At 58.9% G+C, this 17,587-nt stretch carries 20 protein-coding genes; 5 read left to right on the plus strand and 15 right to left on the minus strand.

What is annotated here, in order from left to right:
- Positions 1-44: 44 nt before the first annotated feature.
- The 4 genes from AC0V6Q_RS01280 to AC0V6Q_RS01295 form a co-directional block, all read right to left on the minus strand.
- Entirely contained in the window at positions 45-1,406 is a 1,362-nt protein-coding gene (locus AC0V6Q_RS01280) for an alkaline phosphatase PhoX (RefSeq protein WP_486166635.1), read from the minus strand.
- Positions 1,407-1,507: 101 nt separating this feature from the next.
- Positions 1,508-2,101 (minus strand): DUF3299 domain-containing protein, encoded by a 594-nt coding sequence (locus AC0V6Q_RS01285; RefSeq protein WP_486166636.1) that lies wholly within the window; start codon positions 2,099-2,101, stop codon positions 1,508-1,510.
- A gap of 2 nt (positions 2,102-2,103) precedes the next feature.
- Positions 2,104-3,384 (minus strand): ABC transporter permease, encoded by a 1,281-nt coding sequence (locus AC0V6Q_RS01290; protein WP_486166637.1) that lies wholly within the window; start codon positions 3,382-3,384, stop codon positions 2,104-2,106.
- Entirely contained in the window at positions 3,381-4,010 is a 630-nt protein-coding gene (locus tag AC0V6Q_RS01295) for an ABC transporter ATP-binding protein (RefSeq protein ID WP_486166638.1), read from the minus strand. Before AC0V6Q_RS01295 ends, AC0V6Q_RS01290 begins: the two co-directional genes overlap by 4 nt.
- A gap of 249 nt (positions 4,011-4,259) precedes the next feature.
- On the opposite strand from AC0V6Q_RS01295, the gene AC0V6Q_RS01300 reads away from it, so the two are divergent.
- Both AC0V6Q_RS01300 and AC0V6Q_RS01305 read left to right on the plus strand, forming a co-directional pair.
- Complete coding sequence (locus AC0V6Q_RS01300) at positions 4,260-4,616, plus strand: MerC domain-containing protein (protein ID WP_486166639.1); 357 nt, start codon at positions 4,260-4,262, stop codon at positions 4,614-4,616.
- Positions 4,613-5,605, plus strand: coding sequence for an asparaginase (locus tag AC0V6Q_RS01305; RefSeq protein ID WP_486166640.1), 993 nt, complete (start codon positions 4,613-4,615; stop codon positions 5,603-5,605). The genes AC0V6Q_RS01300 and AC0V6Q_RS01305 overlap by 4 nt, the downstream gene beginning before the upstream one ends.
- Before the next feature lie 52 nt (positions 5,606-5,657).
- Here the strand turns inward: AC0V6Q_RS01305 and AC0V6Q_RS01310 are convergent, their stop codons facing one another.
- Genes AC0V6Q_RS01310 through fmt form a run of 4 tightly spaced genes read right to left on the minus strand, consistent with a single transcriptional unit; the run spans position 5,658 to position 8,861 of the window.
- The gene (locus AC0V6Q_RS01310; RefSeq protein WP_486166641.1) at positions 5,658-6,770 is read right to left on the minus strand and encodes a zinc-binding dehydrogenase; all 1,113 of its coding nucleotides are present in this window, start codon (positions 6,768-6,770) and stop codon (positions 5,658-5,660) included.
- A gap of 23 nt (positions 6,771-6,793) precedes the next feature.
- Entirely contained in the window at positions 6,794-7,168 is a 375-nt protein-coding gene (locus AC0V6Q_RS01315; RefSeq protein WP_486166642.1) for a hypothetical protein, read from the minus strand.
- 35 nt (positions 7,169-7,203) lie between these two features.
- Positions 7,204-7,959, minus strand: a complete 756-nt coding sequence (gene truA / locus AC0V6Q_RS01320; protein ID WP_486166643.1) for a tRNA pseudouridine(38-40) synthase TruA — start codon at positions 7,957-7,959, stop codon at positions 7,204-7,206.
- Positions 7,956-8,861 carry a methionyl-tRNA formyltransferase gene (gene fmt / locus AC0V6Q_RS01325; protein WP_486166644.1) on the minus strand — a complete coding sequence of 302 codons (906 nt, stop codon included), beginning with the start codon at positions 8,859-8,861 and terminating at the stop codon, positions 7,956-7,958. The genes truA and fmt overlap by 4 nt, the downstream gene beginning before the upstream one ends.
- A gap of 53 nt (positions 8,862-8,914) precedes the next feature.
- Here fmt and recR point away from each other — a divergent pair, with 53 nt between their 5' ends.
- From recR to AC0V6Q_RS01340, 3 genes are all read left to right on the plus strand, one after another.
- Positions 8,915-9,511 carry a recombination mediator RecR gene (gene recR / locus AC0V6Q_RS01330; RefSeq protein ID WP_486166645.1) on the plus strand — a complete coding sequence of 199 codons (597 nt, stop codon included), beginning with the start codon at positions 8,915-8,917 and terminating at the stop codon, positions 9,509-9,511.
- An 81-nt stretch (positions 9,512-9,592) separates the two neighbouring features.
- Entirely contained in the window at positions 9,593-10,165 is a 573-nt protein-coding gene (locus AC0V6Q_RS01335; protein ID WP_486166646.1) for a peptide deformylase, read from the plus strand.
- 349 nt (positions 10,166-10,514) lie between these two features.
- Positions 10,515-11,969 carry a DNA recombination protein RmuC gene (locus AC0V6Q_RS01340; protein WP_486166647.1) on the plus strand — a complete coding sequence of 485 codons (1,455 nt, stop codon included), beginning with the start codon at positions 10,515-10,517 and terminating at the stop codon, positions 11,967-11,969.
- Here the strand turns inward: AC0V6Q_RS01340 and AC0V6Q_RS01345 are convergent, their stop codons facing one another.
- The 7 genes from AC0V6Q_RS01345 to AC0V6Q_RS01375 all read right to left on the minus strand — a co-directional run bounded on the left by AC0V6Q_RS01345 (position 11,970) and on the right by AC0V6Q_RS01375 (position 17,475).
- Positions 11,970-12,770: a TrmH family RNA methyltransferase gene (locus tag AC0V6Q_RS01345; protein ID WP_486166648.1), complete on the minus strand. Its 801-nt coding sequence runs from the start codon at positions 12,768-12,770 to the stop codon at positions 11,970-11,972. It abuts the gene before it with no gap.
- A gap of 12 nt (positions 12,771-12,782) precedes the next feature.
- Positions 12,783-13,061 (minus strand): HPr family phosphocarrier protein, encoded by a 279-nt coding sequence (locus tag AC0V6Q_RS01350; RefSeq protein ID WP_486166649.1) that lies wholly within the window; start codon positions 13,059-13,061, stop codon positions 12,783-12,785.
- Positions 13,062-13,071: 10 nt separating this feature from the next.
- Positions 13,072-13,518, minus strand: a complete 447-nt coding sequence (locus AC0V6Q_RS01355) for a PTS sugar transporter subunit IIA (protein ID WP_486166650.1) — start codon at positions 13,516-13,518, stop codon at positions 13,072-13,074.
- A 108-nt stretch (positions 13,519-13,626) separates the two neighbouring features.
- Complete coding sequence (gene rapZ, locus AC0V6Q_RS01360) at positions 13,627-14,568, minus strand: RNase adapter RapZ (RefSeq protein ID WP_486166651.1); 942 nt, start codon at positions 14,566-14,568, stop codon at positions 13,627-13,629.
- Between the two features lie 54 nt (positions 14,569-14,622).
- Complete coding sequence (locus tag AC0V6Q_RS01365; protein ID WP_486166652.1) at positions 14,623-15,051, minus strand: HPr kinase/phosphorylase; 429 nt, start codon at positions 15,049-15,051, stop codon at positions 14,623-14,625.
- A 20-nt stretch (positions 15,052-15,071) separates the two neighbouring features.
- Positions 15,072-16,670 carry a sensor histidine kinase gene (locus AC0V6Q_RS01370; protein WP_486166653.1) on the minus strand — a complete coding sequence of 533 codons (1,599 nt, stop codon included), beginning with the start codon at positions 16,668-16,670 and terminating at the stop codon, positions 15,072-15,074.
- On the minus strand, positions 16,663-17,475 hold the full coding sequence (locus AC0V6Q_RS01375; RefSeq protein ID WP_486166654.1) for a response regulator transcription factor: 813 nt from the start codon (positions 17,473-17,475) through the stop codon (positions 16,663-16,665). The genes AC0V6Q_RS01370 and AC0V6Q_RS01375 overlap by 8 nt, the downstream gene beginning before the upstream one ends.
- Positions 17,476-17,587 lie beyond the last annotated feature (112 nt).

Below are 17,587 nucleotides of genomic sequence, written 5' to 3' on the forward strand. Positions count from 1 at the left end.
AGCAAGGACGCCTCTATGTAAGAGGCGCTTTTGGGAGGCCGCGCTTAAGCGTCTATCCAAGGCCCCGTAATCGCCACTGTGCGCGTGGGCGCATAGGCGTTTACAAACAAGGTCTTACCATCAGGAGAGAAACAGGGCCCTGCGGGCTCTGTTTGCATGGTGAGGCGTGCCAGCTTGTAGGCGCGGCCATCGGGCGTAATCCCGCGAAGGTGGTTGTCGACCACGTCGGTGTATTGGTCCTCGCACACGACTAGGTGGCCATTGGGCCCGACACACAGATTGTCGCCGTAATCGAACTGCTCTTTGCTCTCGCTTTCGAAGAAGAGCTCAATCCGGTCAGCGGTTTTCCCGCGGCCGGGCACAAAGCGGAAGATCTGGCCAAGTTTCTTGGCGCCGCCGCTGGTCGAGCAAAGGTATAGTTCGCCATCGCCCATGTGCAGGCCTTCGCCGCGTGCGATCACCGCCGCGCCTCTCGCTGCTGCGCGTGTGCGCAGGTCGTTCTTGGGCGCTTCTACGTCATCAAGATCAATCCAGCTTACGGCAAAGCTGGTGCCCAGTGGCATTGTCGCCGCATCCCAATTGCGCGTATCCGCAGGGCCGTTTTCAATCACCATGGCCTGCAACTTGCCGCCTTCGGAAAGCTTGCCGGGCACGTTTGGAATGAAGCGGTAGAAGACCGAATCGTTCATATCTTCGGTCTGGTAGACATAGCCCGTTTCCGGATCGACACAGGCAGCCTCGTGGTTGAAGCGGCCCATCGCGCGAAGGGGAACGGGATCGACAAGGCCGGTCGCATTGCCGGGTATCTCGAATGTCCAGCCGTGATTGACGGCAAGGCCATCACCATAGCGTTGTCCAGGACCCGTTGGCGCTTCTTCACAGGTCAGCCAGCTGCCCCAAGGGGTAACACCGCCCGAACAGTTGCGGATTGTCCCGCCAAGCGTGCGGAACTGGCGTTTTACTTCAAGCGTCTTGGCGTCAAGCACAATATTGGTCGTGCCGCCCGGGACAATCTCACCATTGCGCGTGCCAAAACCCTTGGCGATTGGCCCGCCTGCATCATCGCTGGGGATCAATTCATGGTTGCGCACCAGGACGATCTCACCATTTCCGATGTCGAGACAGCCCATGCCATCGGCTTTGTCCGGCACGGTCCCGCCATCGCTCATCGCATCGCCGAGGCTGGACAGCACGCGGTAGGAAAACCCTTCGGGCAGATCGAGCATACCATTCGGGTCCGTTATCAGCGGGCCATAGTCGGTGAAGCCTGTCGCAGAAGCGCTGCTTGCAGATGCAAGGCTTGCGCCTTTGGTCGAACATCCGCTTGCCACAAGCGCTGCGAATGCGCTGCTGGTGGCGGCAAGGAACTGGCGGCGGTTGCTGTTATTGATCAGCGTGTGTTTCATGGTGTTGCTCATCCCCGAGTTACGCACGCTATATGGGTGCGGATGACTACAATTGCACGACAATTTGCGACAATTTTTGCCCAAGAGTTTGGCCGTGTGTCTCAGGCAGGGCGCGAATCCCACAGGCGGTAGAAAACCCCGCTTTCATCATAGCCGGTCAGCTCCAGTACGCCGCTGACCGTTATCACATTGGTGCGGTCGGTTTTGAACGGTGTGCTGGCCATCACTTCGATGAATTGCATGGGGGCGGCGTGAAAGTGGAACGGGCATCCGGGCGGATAGCCAAGAAGGACAAACCGCTTTTGCTCGGAGCCCACCTGAAGCGGGTCCATCCAGCCGGAAACCTTGATCCGTTTGCCTTCAAGAGCGCGCTGTTCCTTGGTGAATAGCGGATAGGAGACGGTGAAACCTGCGTCGTCCGTGCGGGTGACTTCCTTGGCTGCTTCCAATAGCGCCCATGACGTGCCGCCCGGCGGGGTTGCTGCCGGTTTCCAGATGTCATCGATTTGCGCGCCCAGCTTGGGGTCTGGCGCGCCAGAGCTTTGCGCTTTCGCTTTGGTTGCGAGGGAAATGGGCGCGGGACCTTCATTGGGCTTTTCCAAAAGGCTCGCGAAGCCGAGCGCACCGATGAGCGCGAACACCGACAAGGCCGCGACGCGCCATGCTATTTTGGTGAAGAAATCAGATTTGGTCATTCTCAATGTCTCGCCAATACACGTGCAGGGTCAATATTGTACACTCGCGCCGCCGGTATCAAGGCGGCAAGTGCGCCGATAGCGATCACCGACAGAACCAGCAAAAGCTCTCCTGAAACAGGGGCCCAAGCGGCAAGGCCCAAATCCGAAAGGGTCGAGAACCTGCTGCGGGCAAAGGCGATGAGTGTGTGGGCACCAACCCAGCCAACAAGAGCGCCGATAGCCGCCGTGATAACCCCTTCCAGAATGACCGTTGTGCAAACCTGAACAGGGGACGCGCCCATCACGCGCAGAAGGGCAAGGTCACCCTCACGGCTTCGCGCCATATTGAGAAGGGCGACAAAAATGGCGAGCCCGCCCGTGATCCCGAGCAGCCAGGCAAACACGCGGATGCCATCAAGGCTTGCGCCCAAAAGTTCGAGGAGCCTTGCGGTTTCTATTGCCGGGACCGCAGCCTGCATTTCGGTCTGGCGATTGATTATGGCAGGCACGCGAATGGCCGCCGAGGCATTGCGATAGGTCACCAGAAGGGCGGTGAGGTCGGGCTCAAGGCCGGGCATGCGCGTTTGAGGCGTATTGCCTTCGCTTGCCTGTGCGTGGTCATGACCCTCACCATGGTCATGGCTTTCGTGATCTTCCTGACCTTCATCAAGGTGGTCATGGGCGATACCATGGACGTCCCAAACGCTTTCGACCGAGGTAAGGATCAGGCGGTCAGCCACCGTTCCACTGGGCGCGAGGATACCAACGGTTTCAAACGGAGCATGGTCGTGGCCCTGACCGTCTCCTTCCTCGCTTGCAAACCCGTGATTGCCGATGAATTTCTGACCCAATTGCGCGCCGGTTTCCTGTGCGACTTTGGACCCGATCACCGCCTGCATCGGCCCGTCAAACTGGGCCCCCTCGGCAAGTTCCAGACCATAACTCTGCGCAAATGTCGCATCGGTTCCAACAATCCGAAACCCGCGAAAATTGTCCCCCAGTGCAAGCGGTACGACGCGCGAAACAGCCGGATTGCTGCGCAATGTTTCGAGGCTTTCATAGGGGATGTTGCCGGTGGGTTGATCGATGTGGAAGATGCTCGACAAGATAAGCTGCAGCGGCGATCCCTTCGCGCCGACCACTAGGTCAACGCCTGCCGCATCGCGTTCAAACCGTTGGCGCGCCTGTTCGCCAAATTGCAAAAGCAGGACGAGCATAGCGACCGAAATCGCAAGCAAAAGGACGTTCAATGCCGTCGTCAACGGGCGGTCGCGCAAATAGGCGAGGGCAAGCGAGATCATCCTGTCACCCTCCCTTCGCCAAGCGTCAATGTGCGCTCAAAATGTGTAGTCAGCCGGTCGTCATGCGTCGCAATCAGCAGGCTCGCCCCGGCATTGCGGGCCGCCTCGATCAGCATATCTGCGACAACCTGTGTGTTGCTTGCATCCAGCGCAGAGGTCGGCTCATCCGCGATCAGAAGCTTGGGCGATACCACCAGGGCCCGCGCAATCGCCGCGCGCTGCGCTTCGCCTTGGCTAAGCTCGAAAGGACGGGCCTTTGCGCGGTGAGAAATGCCCAATTGATCAAGCTTCACATCAACCATGGCCGCATCAGGCGAACCGTTTGCAAGCCTTTGGGCAAGAAGCAAATTGGCCCGCACATTCAACGCTGAAACCAACCGCAGGGTCTGGAATATGACACCCATATGGGCTTTGCGAACCAGATCGTCGATTGGCTTGCCGCCCAGCGTAACGGTTCCGCTGTCCGCAGTTTGCAGTCCGCAAATGATATTCAGAAGGCTGGATTTGCCAGAACCCGACGGGCCCAGCAAAAGCGCCTGCTCGCCCGAGCCCAAGGTGAAGCTCACATCGCGCAGGACCGCGTCCTCACCATAGGACAGGCCAACATTGCTTACTTCCAATTGCATCGTCAGCTCGTTTGTTTCTTTGCCGTCAGGGGGATCACTGCTCGTCTTATACGCGCGCTGAATTGCCAGGCCGCACCCGACAATAGAATTGAACATGCCAGTTTGCAAAACGTGCCGCATTTCCTTCTGTTCGTGCTTGGGGCTGGCATTTATTGTTTCCTTCCTTCACAGGAACCCGATTAGCGATTGACGCTTCCTCACTTGGCTCATAGTGACGCAGCGTTTCGCTATTGGATGATACAGTATATCATGGAGCTTGCAGTTAAAAGCGACCGCGCCGCAACCGCGCTCAGCGCCCTGTGCATCGTGCACTGCCTCGCTCTGCCTTTGTTGGCGAGCGTGATGCCGTTCCTGACGGTCGTGGCTGACGCGGATTGGCTGCATTGGCTCTTTGCAGGGCTTGCAGCGATCATCTCGGCGAGCGTGCCCATCCGCGACGTTCTGGCGCGAACACCGGGCTTTATGGTTCCCGCAGGGCTCGGCATTTCATTTCTGATCGCCGGGCTTTTTGCTGAGCAATTGGGTTCGAACGAGACTGTTCTGACGGTGATCGGCGGGCTTTTGGTCGCCTTTGCCCACATTCGCCGCTTGGTGCAGGGACGTTGAACAGGCTGGCGCCAACGCTTTTAGTTCTGGGCACAGGCGGCACAATTGCCGGTCATGCAGTAAGCGCCACGGGCGGCTCTTATTCGGCAGGCCAGCTTAGCCTTGATACCATGCTTGGCGATGTGACCGGATTGAACCTCAATGCGACGCTGATCGCAAAACCGATCGCGCAAATCGGTTCGCAGGATATGGGCTGGGACGTATGGGACGCGCTTCATCGTGAGATCAGCGATGCCCAGAACAATCCCGACATCGACGGCATTCTTGTGACACACGGGACCGATACGGCAGAAGAGACCGCCTATCTGCTCGATCTGACCCTTGCGCCTGCAAAACCTGTTGTGCTGGTCGGCGCGATGCGGCCAGCGGGCGCGGTGGGCAGTGACGGGATGCGCAATTTTGCCAATGCAGTGCGGGTGGCGAGCGATCCCGATGCGGCCGGGCGAGGGCCCTTGCTGGTGATGGGCGACACCGTGTTTGCAGCCAAAGATGTGCGTAAAAGCGCGACCTCCAACATCGATGCATTCAAAGGGTATCCAAGGGGCCCGATTGCGCGTGTGACTCCTTCGAGCCTCGACTGGTTTGGCGGTGCGACCCGTGCAGGAGAGACGGCGCGTTTCGATTGGTCGGATGAACTTCCCCGTGTCGCAATTCTTCACGCGGGCGCAGGGATGGATGCGCAAGCTGTGAAGGCGCTTCTTGGCATTGGTTGCAAGGGATTGGTGCTCGCCGGAATGGGGCAGGGCAATGCGCCAAAGCCTGTGCTCGATGCGCTTTCGCAGGCGGTGAAAGACGGCGTTCCCGTGGTACGCTCGGCCCGCGTGGACGAGGGGTTGGTGGACCGCAATGTCGAGGTGGATGACGACGCCTATGGGTTCGTCGCAGCCCGCGCGCTTGGTCCTGCCAAAGCGCGCGTTATGCTGATGGTGCTGATCGCAAACGGGGTCAGCGAGCTAAGCGATATTCAAGCGGCGTTTGACCGCGGATAGAGGTGTGCCCGCGGCCCGCAACAATGTGCGGGCCGCGCGCAAATACTACCCATTACCCCCAAGGCGTAACGAGATACTTCTCGCCGGTTTTCATCTGGCGATAATCAAGGATCGCGTCCTTGGTCAGCATCTCTTCCAGATTGACCTTCGCCTTATAGCTCGACGCAAAAGTCGTATCGAGGTTCTCAAGAACACGGGTGCGCATCCGCACAACCGTCTCCATGCCCGCTTTCGCAAGGAACGGGGTGAGCAGCCAGCCAGCCACACACCATTGCAGACCGTAAGACGGCGTCAGAATGGTCGGGTTCTGGAGGTCCAGACGTCCGTACTGATACATCTTCTTGTCCTGGTTCGAGCCATAGCGCGAATATTCGTCCATTTGGCTGGCCGCGACCTGCTCCATCGCTTTCAGCACGTGGTCGGTGTTCTGGCCGCCACCAATCGGGTCAAAGCCAAGGAATGCGCCGGTTTCTTTGATCGCTGCACGAAGCTGCGCCATGTAGTCATCATCCGATGAATTCACGACATATAGCGCGCCTTGCGATTTCAACAGGTCAACGTGTTCCTGACGGCGCACGATATTGACGAGCTTGATGCCGTCTTCCTGACAAATCTTGTTGAGCATCTGGCCGAGGTTGGACGCTGCTGCGAGGTGGATGATCGCATCGTGGCCTTCCATCTTCGCGGTTTCGACAAATCCGAGCGCTGTCATCGGGTTCACGAAAGAGGACGCGCCCGCTTCGCATGAGTGGTCACCCAAAGGCAGACACATCATTGCATCGGCAATGGCGTATTGGCTGAACGCATGTCCGGGGACGCAGGCAACCCTCTGACCCATAAGGGCTTTCGCCATATCGCTGTCACCGGTGGCGACCACGGTGCCAGCGCCTTCGTTACCGGCTTCGAGGCGTTGACCGTGACGGCCGCGTTGGCCTGACAAAAACGGTTCAGGCATGTTAGCAACAACCTTGCCCGCCGAGTATTCCGCGTTTTCAAAGTCAGCCGCGCTGGTGAGGATCGCGAGGTCCGACGGGTTGATCGGCGCCGCTTCCATCTTGACCAGAACCTGGTTGCCCTTGGGCTCGGGGAAGGTCTCCTCGCTAACCTCAAGGGTGAGTTTGCCTTCTTTTGAAAGCGTGGTGAAAAGCTGTTTGCCGGTAGTCATAAGTGTCTCTCTCCAGTGTGGAATTAGTCGGTTGATGTGTCGGAATTCTCGCCTGATTTCTCGTGCGCTTTTTCTCGTGGTGACAACTCGAGGATGGTCGCCATACTCGCCCAGACCGCGAGGGTTGGTTGCAATTTGGGGACTTTGGTAAGCGAAAACCACTCCTCTGCCATTTGAGGCAGAAAATAAATCGCAACTGCCGTTGCAACAACGCTGAACAGGGTAAAGTCGCTCAGCGCAATAGACTGGATCATCATGACGATTAACGCGCTGATGACGAGCAAAGCGGTAAAGTCGAATATCGGCAGGTTTTCACCTCCCACAAGCACAAAGCCCAAGACTGCGCCAAACACGATGTTGAGCGCGTTCAGCCCGGCGCGATAATCGCCATTGGACATCTTCGCGCTCATTGGAAACTTGTACCAATTGGACATTACTCGCAGTACCCATCCGGATAGATTGCTTCAACGAAATAGAGCCCTTGCGGGGGCGCGTTAAGCCCTAATTCCCGGCGGTCTTTTGCCGCTAGGGCATGGCCGATTTGCGCCTCGTCCCATGTCCCTTGGCCGACCAGCTTGAGGCATCCGACCATGCTTCGGACCTGATGATGCAAGAAACTGCGAGCCTCGGCATAAATGCGAATCTCGTCGCCGTCTCTCACCACATCGAGGCGGTCCAGCGTCTTTACCGGGTCTTTTGACTGGCAATGAACAGAGCGAAATGTGGTGAAGTCATGAAGTCCGACAAGCGATTGCGCGGCGCGGTGCATGGCGTGCGTGTCGAGCGGCTGCGCAACATGCCAAACCTGGTTCTTGGCAAAAGTCAGGGGCGCACGCCGGTTGCAGATGCGATAGACATATCGCCGCCCGACACAAGAAAACCGCGCGTGCCAATCATCGGGGACGATCATGCAATCAAGGATAGCGATGGGGTCCGGGCGAAGGTGGGCATTGATCGCCTCGGAGAGTCGAAACGGGTCGATATCTTTCTCAAGGTCCACATGGGAACGCATTCCCAGAGCATGCACGCCCGCATCGGTACGTCCCGCGCTGTGCAAGACCGCGTCCTCACCCGTAATCCGGTGCAGCGCATCCTCGATCGACTGCTGCACAGACGGCCCGTGTTTCTGCCGCTGGAGCCCGTGAAAGGGTGTGCCGTCAAATTCTATGGTAAGCGCGAAACGGGTCACTTGAGCACAGTCCTCACCTCAATCGGCCGCCCGCGCAGGAAGTCCTCGCAGCTCATCGCAGGCTTGCCCGCGCGCTGTAGTTTGAGTGGACGGATCGCGCCTTCACCGCAAGCGATAGTGAGTTCAGCGTCGAGGACTTCTCCCGGCTCGCCTGACCCCTCTACCTCTTCCGCCAAAAGCAACTTCACCCGTTCATCACCCAGCTCAAACCAGGCGCCGGGGAAGGGCGCAAGTCCCGCGACATGACGCACCAGCTCGCCCGAGCCCCGAGACCAGTCGATTCGCGCCTCGGCCTTGTCGATTTTGGCCGCATGGGTGGCTTGGACATCGTCTTGCGGCACGGGCGGAAAAGCATCAAGATCGGCCAGAACCTCGACCATCGCCTCAGCGCCCAATTGCCCAAGCTCGGCAAACATCTCGCCCGTAGTCTTGGCCCCAATCGGCGTGCGCACAATATGCCGCATCGGCCCTGTATCGAGGCCTGCTTCCATCTGCATAATAGTAACGCCCGTCTCCTCATCGCCCGCCATAATAGCGCGGTGAATGGGCGCAGCGCCCCGCCAGCGCGGCAGGATCGAGGCGTGGATATTGAGGCACCCGTGCGTCGGCGCATCGAGCACCGCTTGCGGCAGGATCAGACCGTAAGCCGCCACCACCGAAATATCGGCACCCAGCGCTGCAAACTCGGCTTGCGCCTCTTCACCGCGCAAAGACTTGGGCGATCGCACTTCAAACCCAAGCTCCTCGGCTTTAGCCTGCACAGGCGAGGGACGCAGCTTCTTGCCACGGCCAGAACGGCTTGGCGGCTGGGTGTAAACGCACAGCACTTCATGGCCCGCCTCGTGGAGGGCCACCAGAGCAGGCACCGCAAAATCGGGCGTTCCCATAAAAACTATGCGCATAAAGCGATCAGCAAACCTTTGTGAATTGAACCAAGCGCCCTATCTCCCCCCACATGGCATCGCAAGAGATCGAAGCTTTATCAGCTGCATTGGCGCGTTTGCCGGGTCTTGGCCCGCGCAGCGCAAGGCGGGCTGTGCTGTGGCTGGTTAAAAACCGTGAGCGTGCTTTGCCCGACCTGTTGGAGGCGCTGGACGCGATTTCGCAAACACTGGTCGAGTGCGACACTTGCGGCAATGTGGACACCGTAAACCCTTGCGGCATCTGCGCGGATGTGCGCCGCGATGCGAAAGCGCTTTGCGTGGTTGAGGATGTCGCCGACGTGTGGGCGTTGGACCGGGCGCGCCTGTTCCAAGGGCGCTACCATGTGCTGGGCGGAAAGCTGTCCGCACTCGACGGCATCGGCCCCGAAGACCTCAATATCGCCTCCCTGATGGACCGCGTTTCCACCGGCGAAGTGGACGAAGTGGTCCTCGCCATGAACGCGACGCTAGAGGGGCAAACCACCGCGCACTACCTCGCCGAGCGGCTGGAGGAGCACAAGGTCCGCATCACCCAGCTTGCCCATGGCCTGCCGGTCGGCGGAGAGCTAGATTACCTCGACGAGGGCACTTTGGCACAAGCGTTAAGGGCGCGGCGGCCTGTGGGCTAACATCCCCGCCATGGGATGGCCGATTACGGTGATCGAACACTTGCGCTTGCGGCTGACGCTTACGCGCACTAAATTGCCCATATGGCTATCCGTGAAATCATAGAAGTGCCGGACCCCCGGCTTAAACTTGTGTCCGAACCGGTTAAACCCGAAGAGTTCAACGACGATCTCAAAACGCTCGTCGATGACATGTTCGAGACGATGTATGACGCGCCCGGCATTGGCCTTGCCGCCATTCAGGTCGCTGTGCCCAAGCGCGTGCTCGTCATCGACTTGCAGCCCGATGATCCGGATGCAGAGCCGGTCGAGTGCGAGCATGACGGGACCAAGCACACCCATCCTGCCACGAAAAAAGAGCCGCGCGTGTTCATCAATCCGGTGATCACGCCCGAGACCGAGGAAATGAGCACCTTCCAGGAAGGCTGTCTTTCACTCCCCGAGATTTACGCCGACGTCGATCGCCCGGCATCCTGCACGGTCGAGTATCAGGACCTTGAGGGCAACCACCACAAAGAGCACCTCACCGGCATGATGGCGACCTGTCTCCAGCACGAGATGGACCACCTCGAAGGCATCGTCTTCATCGACCACCTCTCGCGGCTAAAGCGCAATATGATGCTGAAGAAGCTGAAGAAGTTGAGGGCTGCGGCGTAACCAGATGTGGCCCGCCGAACACATCTTCGGTAGCTTTATGATCCTGGTCCTTATTGGACTGCTGGTGTTCGGATATTGGTTTTGGTCGCGTGGTTTGCCAAAGAAGGAGCCGACTGCTCGTCAATCCAAGATTTGGTGCGTGATGTATTGCTTCATGGCAGCGTATTTTGGTTTCAAAGCTTGGGAAGAGTATTCGAACGGCTTCAGCGACTGGTACATCTGGCCTACCTGTGCGCTTATTTTCCTGATTTGTGCCGTAAGAGACTGGCCTAGGCCCAAAGCTGCACAGTAGTTGGGGATATCCAACAAAGCGCTAGTGTTCCGCATTTGTTCCGTGCTATAAAGAAGCATGGAAAACCCGATTCTTCTCATCGTATCTTTGGTTGTTGGCCTTCTTCTCGGGGGCGGTGCCGCATACTTTTTCGCCTCGCGGCCTGTCACCGAATTGCGAGAACGTCTTGCGGCCAGCGAGGGCGAAACAAAGGCGCTGGACGAAAAATTTCGCCGCGCCGCAACTGATCTAGCGACCATGTCCGAACGCGCTGGGCGCGCCGATGGATTGGCGGATGAGCTTGCAAAAGCAAACGAGGAACGCGCCGCATTGGCTCAGCGTCTGGCTGCTGAAGAAAGCGGCAAGCAGGAACGCGAAAAGGCGTTTGAAGAGCAAAAACGTTTGCTGGGTCAGGCTCGTGAGGAAATGACCAATCAGTTCAAGGCTGCGGGCGCTGAAGTCCTGCGCCAGAACCAAGAAGCGTTTCTGCGCCGAGCGGAAGAGCGCTTCAAACAGTCCGAGCAAACGGGCGAGGCGAAGATCAAGGCTTTGCTCACGCCCGTGGGCGAAAAGCTCGCGAATTACGAAAAGCAGGTGTCCGAACTTGAGGCCAAGCGCACCGATGCCTTTGGGCAATTGCAGGGTCTCATCCAATCCATGCGCGAGGGGCAGGAAGAGGTCCGGCGCGAGGCACAGCGGCTTGGCAATTCGCTGACCAACGCTCCCAAAGCGCGGGGCCGCTGGGGGGAGAGGGCGCTGCAGAACCTGCTCGAACAATGCGGGCTGGCCGAGCATACCGATTTTATGATGGAGCATTCGGTTGAAACCGAAGAGGGCCGGCTTCGCCCCGATGCGATCATCAATGTGCCGGGCCAAAAGAAGCTGGTGATCGATTCTAAAGTCTCGCTCAACGCCTATCAGGCCGCATTCGAGGCCGATGATGACGACACGCGCAAACGCGAGTTGGACGCACACGCGAAATCCATGCGCAATCACGTTCAGACCTTGGGCGCGAAAAGCTATCAAAGCCAATTTGAAGAAGCGCCCGATTACGTCATTATGTTCATTCCGGGTGAGCATTTTGTAACCGCCGCTTTGGATGCCGATCCGACTTTGTGGGACTTTGCATTTGAACGGCGCGTGCTGTTGGCGACGCCCACCAACCTTGTCGCAATCGCGCGCACGGTGGCGCAGGTCTGGCGTCAGGATGGTCTCGCAAAAGAAGCACAGGAAATTGGCCGGATGGGCGCTGAACTCTACAGCCGCCTGGAAACAGCGGCCTCGCACCTCAAGCGCGTTGGCGGGGGCCTCGAAACTGCGGTCAACAATTACAACAAATTCGTCGGCAGCTTTGAGCGCAACGTCCTCTCGTCAGGCAAGCGCTTGGCCGAGAAAGGCGTCGAGATCGGCAAGCGCGAGATCGAGGAAGTCCCGCTGGTGGAAAGCACCCCGCGTTATAATGCGGCGGATGCTAAAGCCGCCGATGAAGAAGAAAACTTCATGCTCGAAGACAAACAGGACGCGGCCGAGTAGCTACGCGTCGACCTCCGCCAGCACCTCATACGCCAGCACCGCGCCAGCCACGGCGGCATTCAACGAATCCGCGCGGCCTTTCATCGGCATGGTGACCCGCAGGTCGCATTCCATCTCGTAAGCCTCGGGCAGCCCTTGGGATTCGTTGCCTACGAGGATAAAGCATGGCGATTGATAAGGCGCGCCGCGATAGGGCACGGCGTCGCGCAGGCTGGCCGCCACAAGCTGGCCTGCGCCTGATCGCAGCCACGGGATAAACTCGTCCCAGCGCGCTCTCGCTAACCCTTGCGTAAACACCGCGCCCATACTTGCGCGCACGGCTTCGGCGCTGAACGGGTCGGCGCAATCGTCGATCAGGATCAGCCCGCCAGCACCAACCGCATCGCCGGTGCGCAGCATGGTCCCAAGATTGCCGGGATCGCGCAGGTCCTGTGCGACCAGCCAGATTTTGGCGGCGCTGCGGTCGATCTTATCCAAAGAAGTGTCGAACTCATCGAACACGCCGACGACGCTCTGGGCGTTTGACTTGCCTGTGATCTTGGACAGAATGTCTGGCGTGGTGGTGATCACCTCGCCGCCCGATGCCTCAATTTCGCGCTCCAGCCCCTCGATCAGCGGATGGGGATCGCGCCCTTCAGCCGTGACCAAAGTGCGCGGCACATAGCCGCTCACCCGCGCATCTTCGAGCAGGCGCAGCCCCTCGACCAGGAATTGGCCGGCACGTTTGCGCAGCTTCTTTTCGCGCAAACTGCGCAGATATTTCACCGTGGGATTGGAAAAGCCGGAGATATGCTTGCGCATCAGGATGCGTGCTCAGTCTTCGCCAAAGCCGTCTTCGACCAGCGCGACAAGCTCCGCCAGAACCGCGTCGCAACCATCGCCATCGACGATAAGCTCGATTTCGTCGCCCTTGGCCGCGCCCAGCATCATCAAACCAAGGATCGATCCGCCTGCGGCCTCGTTCCCGCCTTTGGCGACTTTGACCTGCGCCCCATCAGGCAATGCGGCCACGGCACCAACGAATTTGGCGCTGGCGCGGGCATGAAGGCCCCGCTTGTTCACGATCGTGACGGTCTGACGCACTTCCCCCATCGCGCGGTCCCTAACTGCCGCCGCTCGCGGCGCGTGCCGGTTTGCCTTGCGGTGCGTTGTCCGCGCCCAAAAGCTCGCTTGCGACGGTGATGTAGTTGCGCCCGGCGACCTGCGCGGCCTCAACCGCCTCTACCACGCTCAAATTCTTGCGCGCACCGGCCAGACGGATGAGCATCGGGAGATTGATCCCTGCGATCACCTCGACTCGGCCAGCATCAAGCAGCGAGATCGCCAGATTGGACGGTGTGCCGCCGAACAGATCGGTAAGGATGATTACCCCGCTTCCGTCATCAACAGCGTCAATCGCAGTAGCAATTTCGGCGCGGCGTTGTTCCATATCGTCATTGGGGCCGATGCAGACGGTCTCCACGGCGGATTGTTCACCCACAACGTGTTCCATTGCCTCGACAAATTGGTCCGCCAGGCGGCCATGCGTTACCAGAATCAAACCGATCATACCGTGAATTCAGTCCGTCCGTACCCAGTGACCTGCTCAAAACTGCGAGGGTCTGTGCCTAACACTAACACCACCATTCGATGCAAACTCTTAATCCAAACCTTGGCGCTAACTTTCATTGGCGCCCTCGATTGTATCTGCCGCTCGCGACTTCAGATTTCGATGCCGGACAGTGGGCGAAAACCCTGCCTCGCGCAAGGCCTGCGCCATCCCCTCTGCGGTAAAGACGGAGCGATGTCTCCCCCCGGTACAACCAAAGGCGACATGAACATAGGCTTTCCCCTGCGCCGCATAGCGCGGCAGGACGGTCAGCAGGAGCGAACGGATCTGTTCAAAAACAGTGTCAAAGGCGGGATCCTTGCGAATATGCGTGCCGACTTCTTCATCGAGGCCGGTCTTCTCGCGCAACCCTTCGATCCAATGCGGGTTGTCGAGAAAACGCATGTCGAAAACCAGATCGGCAAGCGGCGGCATGCCGCGCGCAAAGCCGAAACTGGAGACGGTGAGGCTCAGCTCGGCCTTGTGTTCCCGGCCAAACAGCTCGCGCACCTGGGTTTGCAGTTCATTTGCGGACAATGCGCTTGTGTCGATTACCACTTCTGCCCAGCGCCTTAGCGGCTCGAGCAGTTCGCGTTCTGCGGCAATCGCGTCCTGAACGGTGCGTTCTTGCGCCAGCGGGTGACGGCGGCGGGTTTCGTTGTACCGACGCTCCAGCTCGCTTGTCTTGCAATCGATGAACATGAAAGTGAGCGCCAGATCATCGCGCGCCGCCATGGTTTTGATGATCGAAATGATCTCTGCAGGGACAAAGCCGCGCGTGCGCGAGTTGAAACCGATGGCAAGCGGCGCCCGCGATGGGGTCGATGTATCCTGTTCCGTTTCTCCCGGTTCACCGACGAGGCGTTCGAGCATTCGGATGGGGAAATTGTCGATGGTCTCCCACCCCAGATCTTCGAGCACATCGAGCGCTGTCGATTTGCCAGCGCCTGCAAGTCCGGTGACGAGGAGGAGGCGCTGTCTAGGGTCAGGGGAGGGGGGTGCGGTGTCCATAATCTGTTGCCCCTTTTCGCGCTTTGGACGCCAGAAGGGAAGCGATTTGTCGGCTTAGGAGAATTGCAGTCCGTGCTTTTCGAGCGCCATTTCGGCGCGAATGGCAGGTGCAATTGTCCCTGGCTCAAAAGGCAGGCACGGGATTTTCAGGCCGCAAATATCCCGCTGCGACACGCTTTGCGGAAGCCGCTCCCCTTCGACCCCCAGTGACAAGATCAGGGCCAGCGGGCAGGGCGGGGCCACCGTCATCGGGAAAAGCCCGATACCGCGCAGCTCGATCAAACCTTCGATACTGGGGGGAGGGCCAGCAATAAGGCGGCCATTGTCCTGGGTGAGCGAGACCGCGTCATCTCCGATGAGCTTTGCGCCACGGTCGATAAGAGCAAGAGCAAGCGATGATTTGCCGCTGCCCGGGGGCCCCTCGATTGCAAGAGCCACATCGCCGATTGCAACCGCGCTGGCTGAAAGGATGGTCGTGGTCATGCGGGGGCCATTGCCTGAGGCTACTCTGCCGCTGGCAGTTGGAAACGAAGGCATGCGCCCTGCGCACCATCCTCGCGGGCTTCGGCAACGAGCGAGCCGCCATGCGCCTGTGCAATGGTGCGGGCAATCGCGAGGCCAAGGCCGGAGTGGTTGCCAAAGTCTTCGCCCTCTGGCCGGATGGAGTGGAAGCGGTGAAACACTTTTTCGCGCGCGTCTTCGGGTATGCCGGGCCCTGTGTCGCACACGGTAACGGTGACGCAATTGCCGTCGTTATCAACCATTACTTCGATGGGCGCGTCGGGCGGGGCGAAGGAAACGGCATTATCGAGCAAGTTTTCGATCACCCGCTCAAGCCGCGCGCCCACTCCCATGACATTGGCCTTGAAGCCTCTGGTCGTTAGTTCGATCCGGTGGTCATGGTTTTCCGCCCGGTTTTCGCGGCTGCCGATGATGGCGCGGATGAGATCAGCCATATCGATCTTCTCAAGCGTCGCGCGGCTCATTTCCGCATCGATCCGGCTCGCATCGGAAATCTCGCTGACCAGCCGGTCGATCCGGCGCACATCGTGCGTGGCAATCTGCTCCAGCTTTTCGCGCGTCTCTTTGTCCTTAACCTTGGGGAGCGATTCAATCGCGCTGCGCAAGGATGCAAGCGGGTTCTTGATCTCGTGGGCAACATCGGCGGCAAAACTGTCAACCGCATCGATCCTCTGGCGCAGGGCGAGGGTCATATCGGAGACCGAGCGGGCTAGCTGTCCGATCTCGTCTTTTCGCGCAGGCAGGCGGGGCACTTCGACGTCGCGTTCACGGCCAAGGCGAACGCGCTGGGTTGATCCGGCAAGCAGCTGCAAGGGCGAGACGATTGTTCGCGCAAGGTATAGCGAGAGCGCAGCCGAGGCGCCCAGCACAAGCAACACCGCCGTAATCAGCGCGGTCCGCGCCGCGCGCACGCTTTCGGTGATGTCCACCGCATTGCGCACGGTGAGAAGTGTTGCGCCGTTAAGGCCAACCGGCGCAGCAGCGGTGATAACCGGCGTCCCGTCGACCCAGCGATAGAGGCGAATCTGGCTAAAGCCCACTTGGCGCGCCTGAACCAATTCAGGCCAAGCGTCCGCGGTTTGCCCTTCGGGTTCGACGAATTCCGGAACCGCCTCTGCGCTCACAATGGCGTCGACGGTTCTGTCGAGCCATCGTGCGAGTTCCTGTTCCCAGGTGTCGTTGGTAATGTCGTGAAATTCGAAGGCAGGTTCAGCCAAAGCGTAGCTGTCAGCCCAAAGCAGGCCCTCAGCATCGAACATACGCATGCGCATCCGCTGTTCCTGACCGATCTGGACAAGCAAGGCTTCCTGCCTGCTTTTGGTGGCCCCAGCGAGCGCTTCTGCGGTGATCTGCGCTTCGATCCGCGCCAGTTTGAACCGTTCGTCGATCAACTGGGTGCGATAAGTATCGAGGTAGAACAAGCCGCCTGACAAGAGTGCAATCGGCAGAATATTCACAATCAGAATGCGCGCGGTAAGCGAGAACCGTGCAAAAAAGCTGGGCCGTTCAATCCTTTGAGCGATGCTTTGGATCAATGGCGCAGCTTGTCTGTCAGGTGCCTTTGAGCTGGTGCTAGCCATCGGTGAAGCTGTAACCTGCGCCGTAAAGCGTTTCGATTGCATCAAAAGTCGGGTCGACGCAGCGGAATTTGCGGCGCATGCGTTTGATGTGGCTGTCGACGGTTCGGTCATCGACAAATATGTCGTCGGGGTAGGCTGCGTCCATCAATTGGTTGCGGCTTTTGATAACACCGGGCCGTGCAGCGAGAGCTTCGAGGATGAGGAATTCGGTCACGGTGAGGCTGACCGATTTGTCATCCCATTTCACATGGTGGCGTGCAGGATCCATATAAAGCCGGCCACGGTTCAACGTGGATTGGGCCGCATCCTTGGACGAGGCGGGCAGGCCATGGCTTCGTTCCGGTTCCGCCCGGCGCAAAATCGCTCGGATCCTTGCGGTCAAAAGACGCAAGGAAAACGGTTTCGCGATGTAGTCATCCGCGCCCAGTTCCAGCCCGACTTCTTCATCAGCCTCATCATCTTTACTGGTCAGGAAAATGACGGGGAGGGGGGAGCTTGCCCGGACCCTGCGCAGCAATTCCAGACCATCCATTTTCGGCATCTTGATATCAAAAACGGCCAAATCGGGCGGGTTCTCGATCAGCGCTTTCAGGGCAGTTTCGCCATCCGAATAAAGCCGGGTCACAAATCCTTCCGCCTGAAGCGCGATGGAAACGGTTGTGAGAATGTTGCGATCATCATCGACCAAAGCGATTTCGACAGCTTTCGCGTCGGTCTGCCCGTCGCTGCCCTCGATAACGCTTGCCTCGCCAGAATGCTCTGTGGCGGCGCTTGCGTCCGAGGTGTCTTGAAGATCGCCTGACATTGGGTGGCCTGTCCTTTTCCTTTTCGGAATGCGAGAGGTTAGCGGTAAGTTGTTCGGGAAACAATCAGTCTCGTGGTCTGGCGAACTGACCCGCCAAGCTAACCCCACAAAC

This window comes from Erythrobacter sp. S227, from assembly GCF_057364925.1.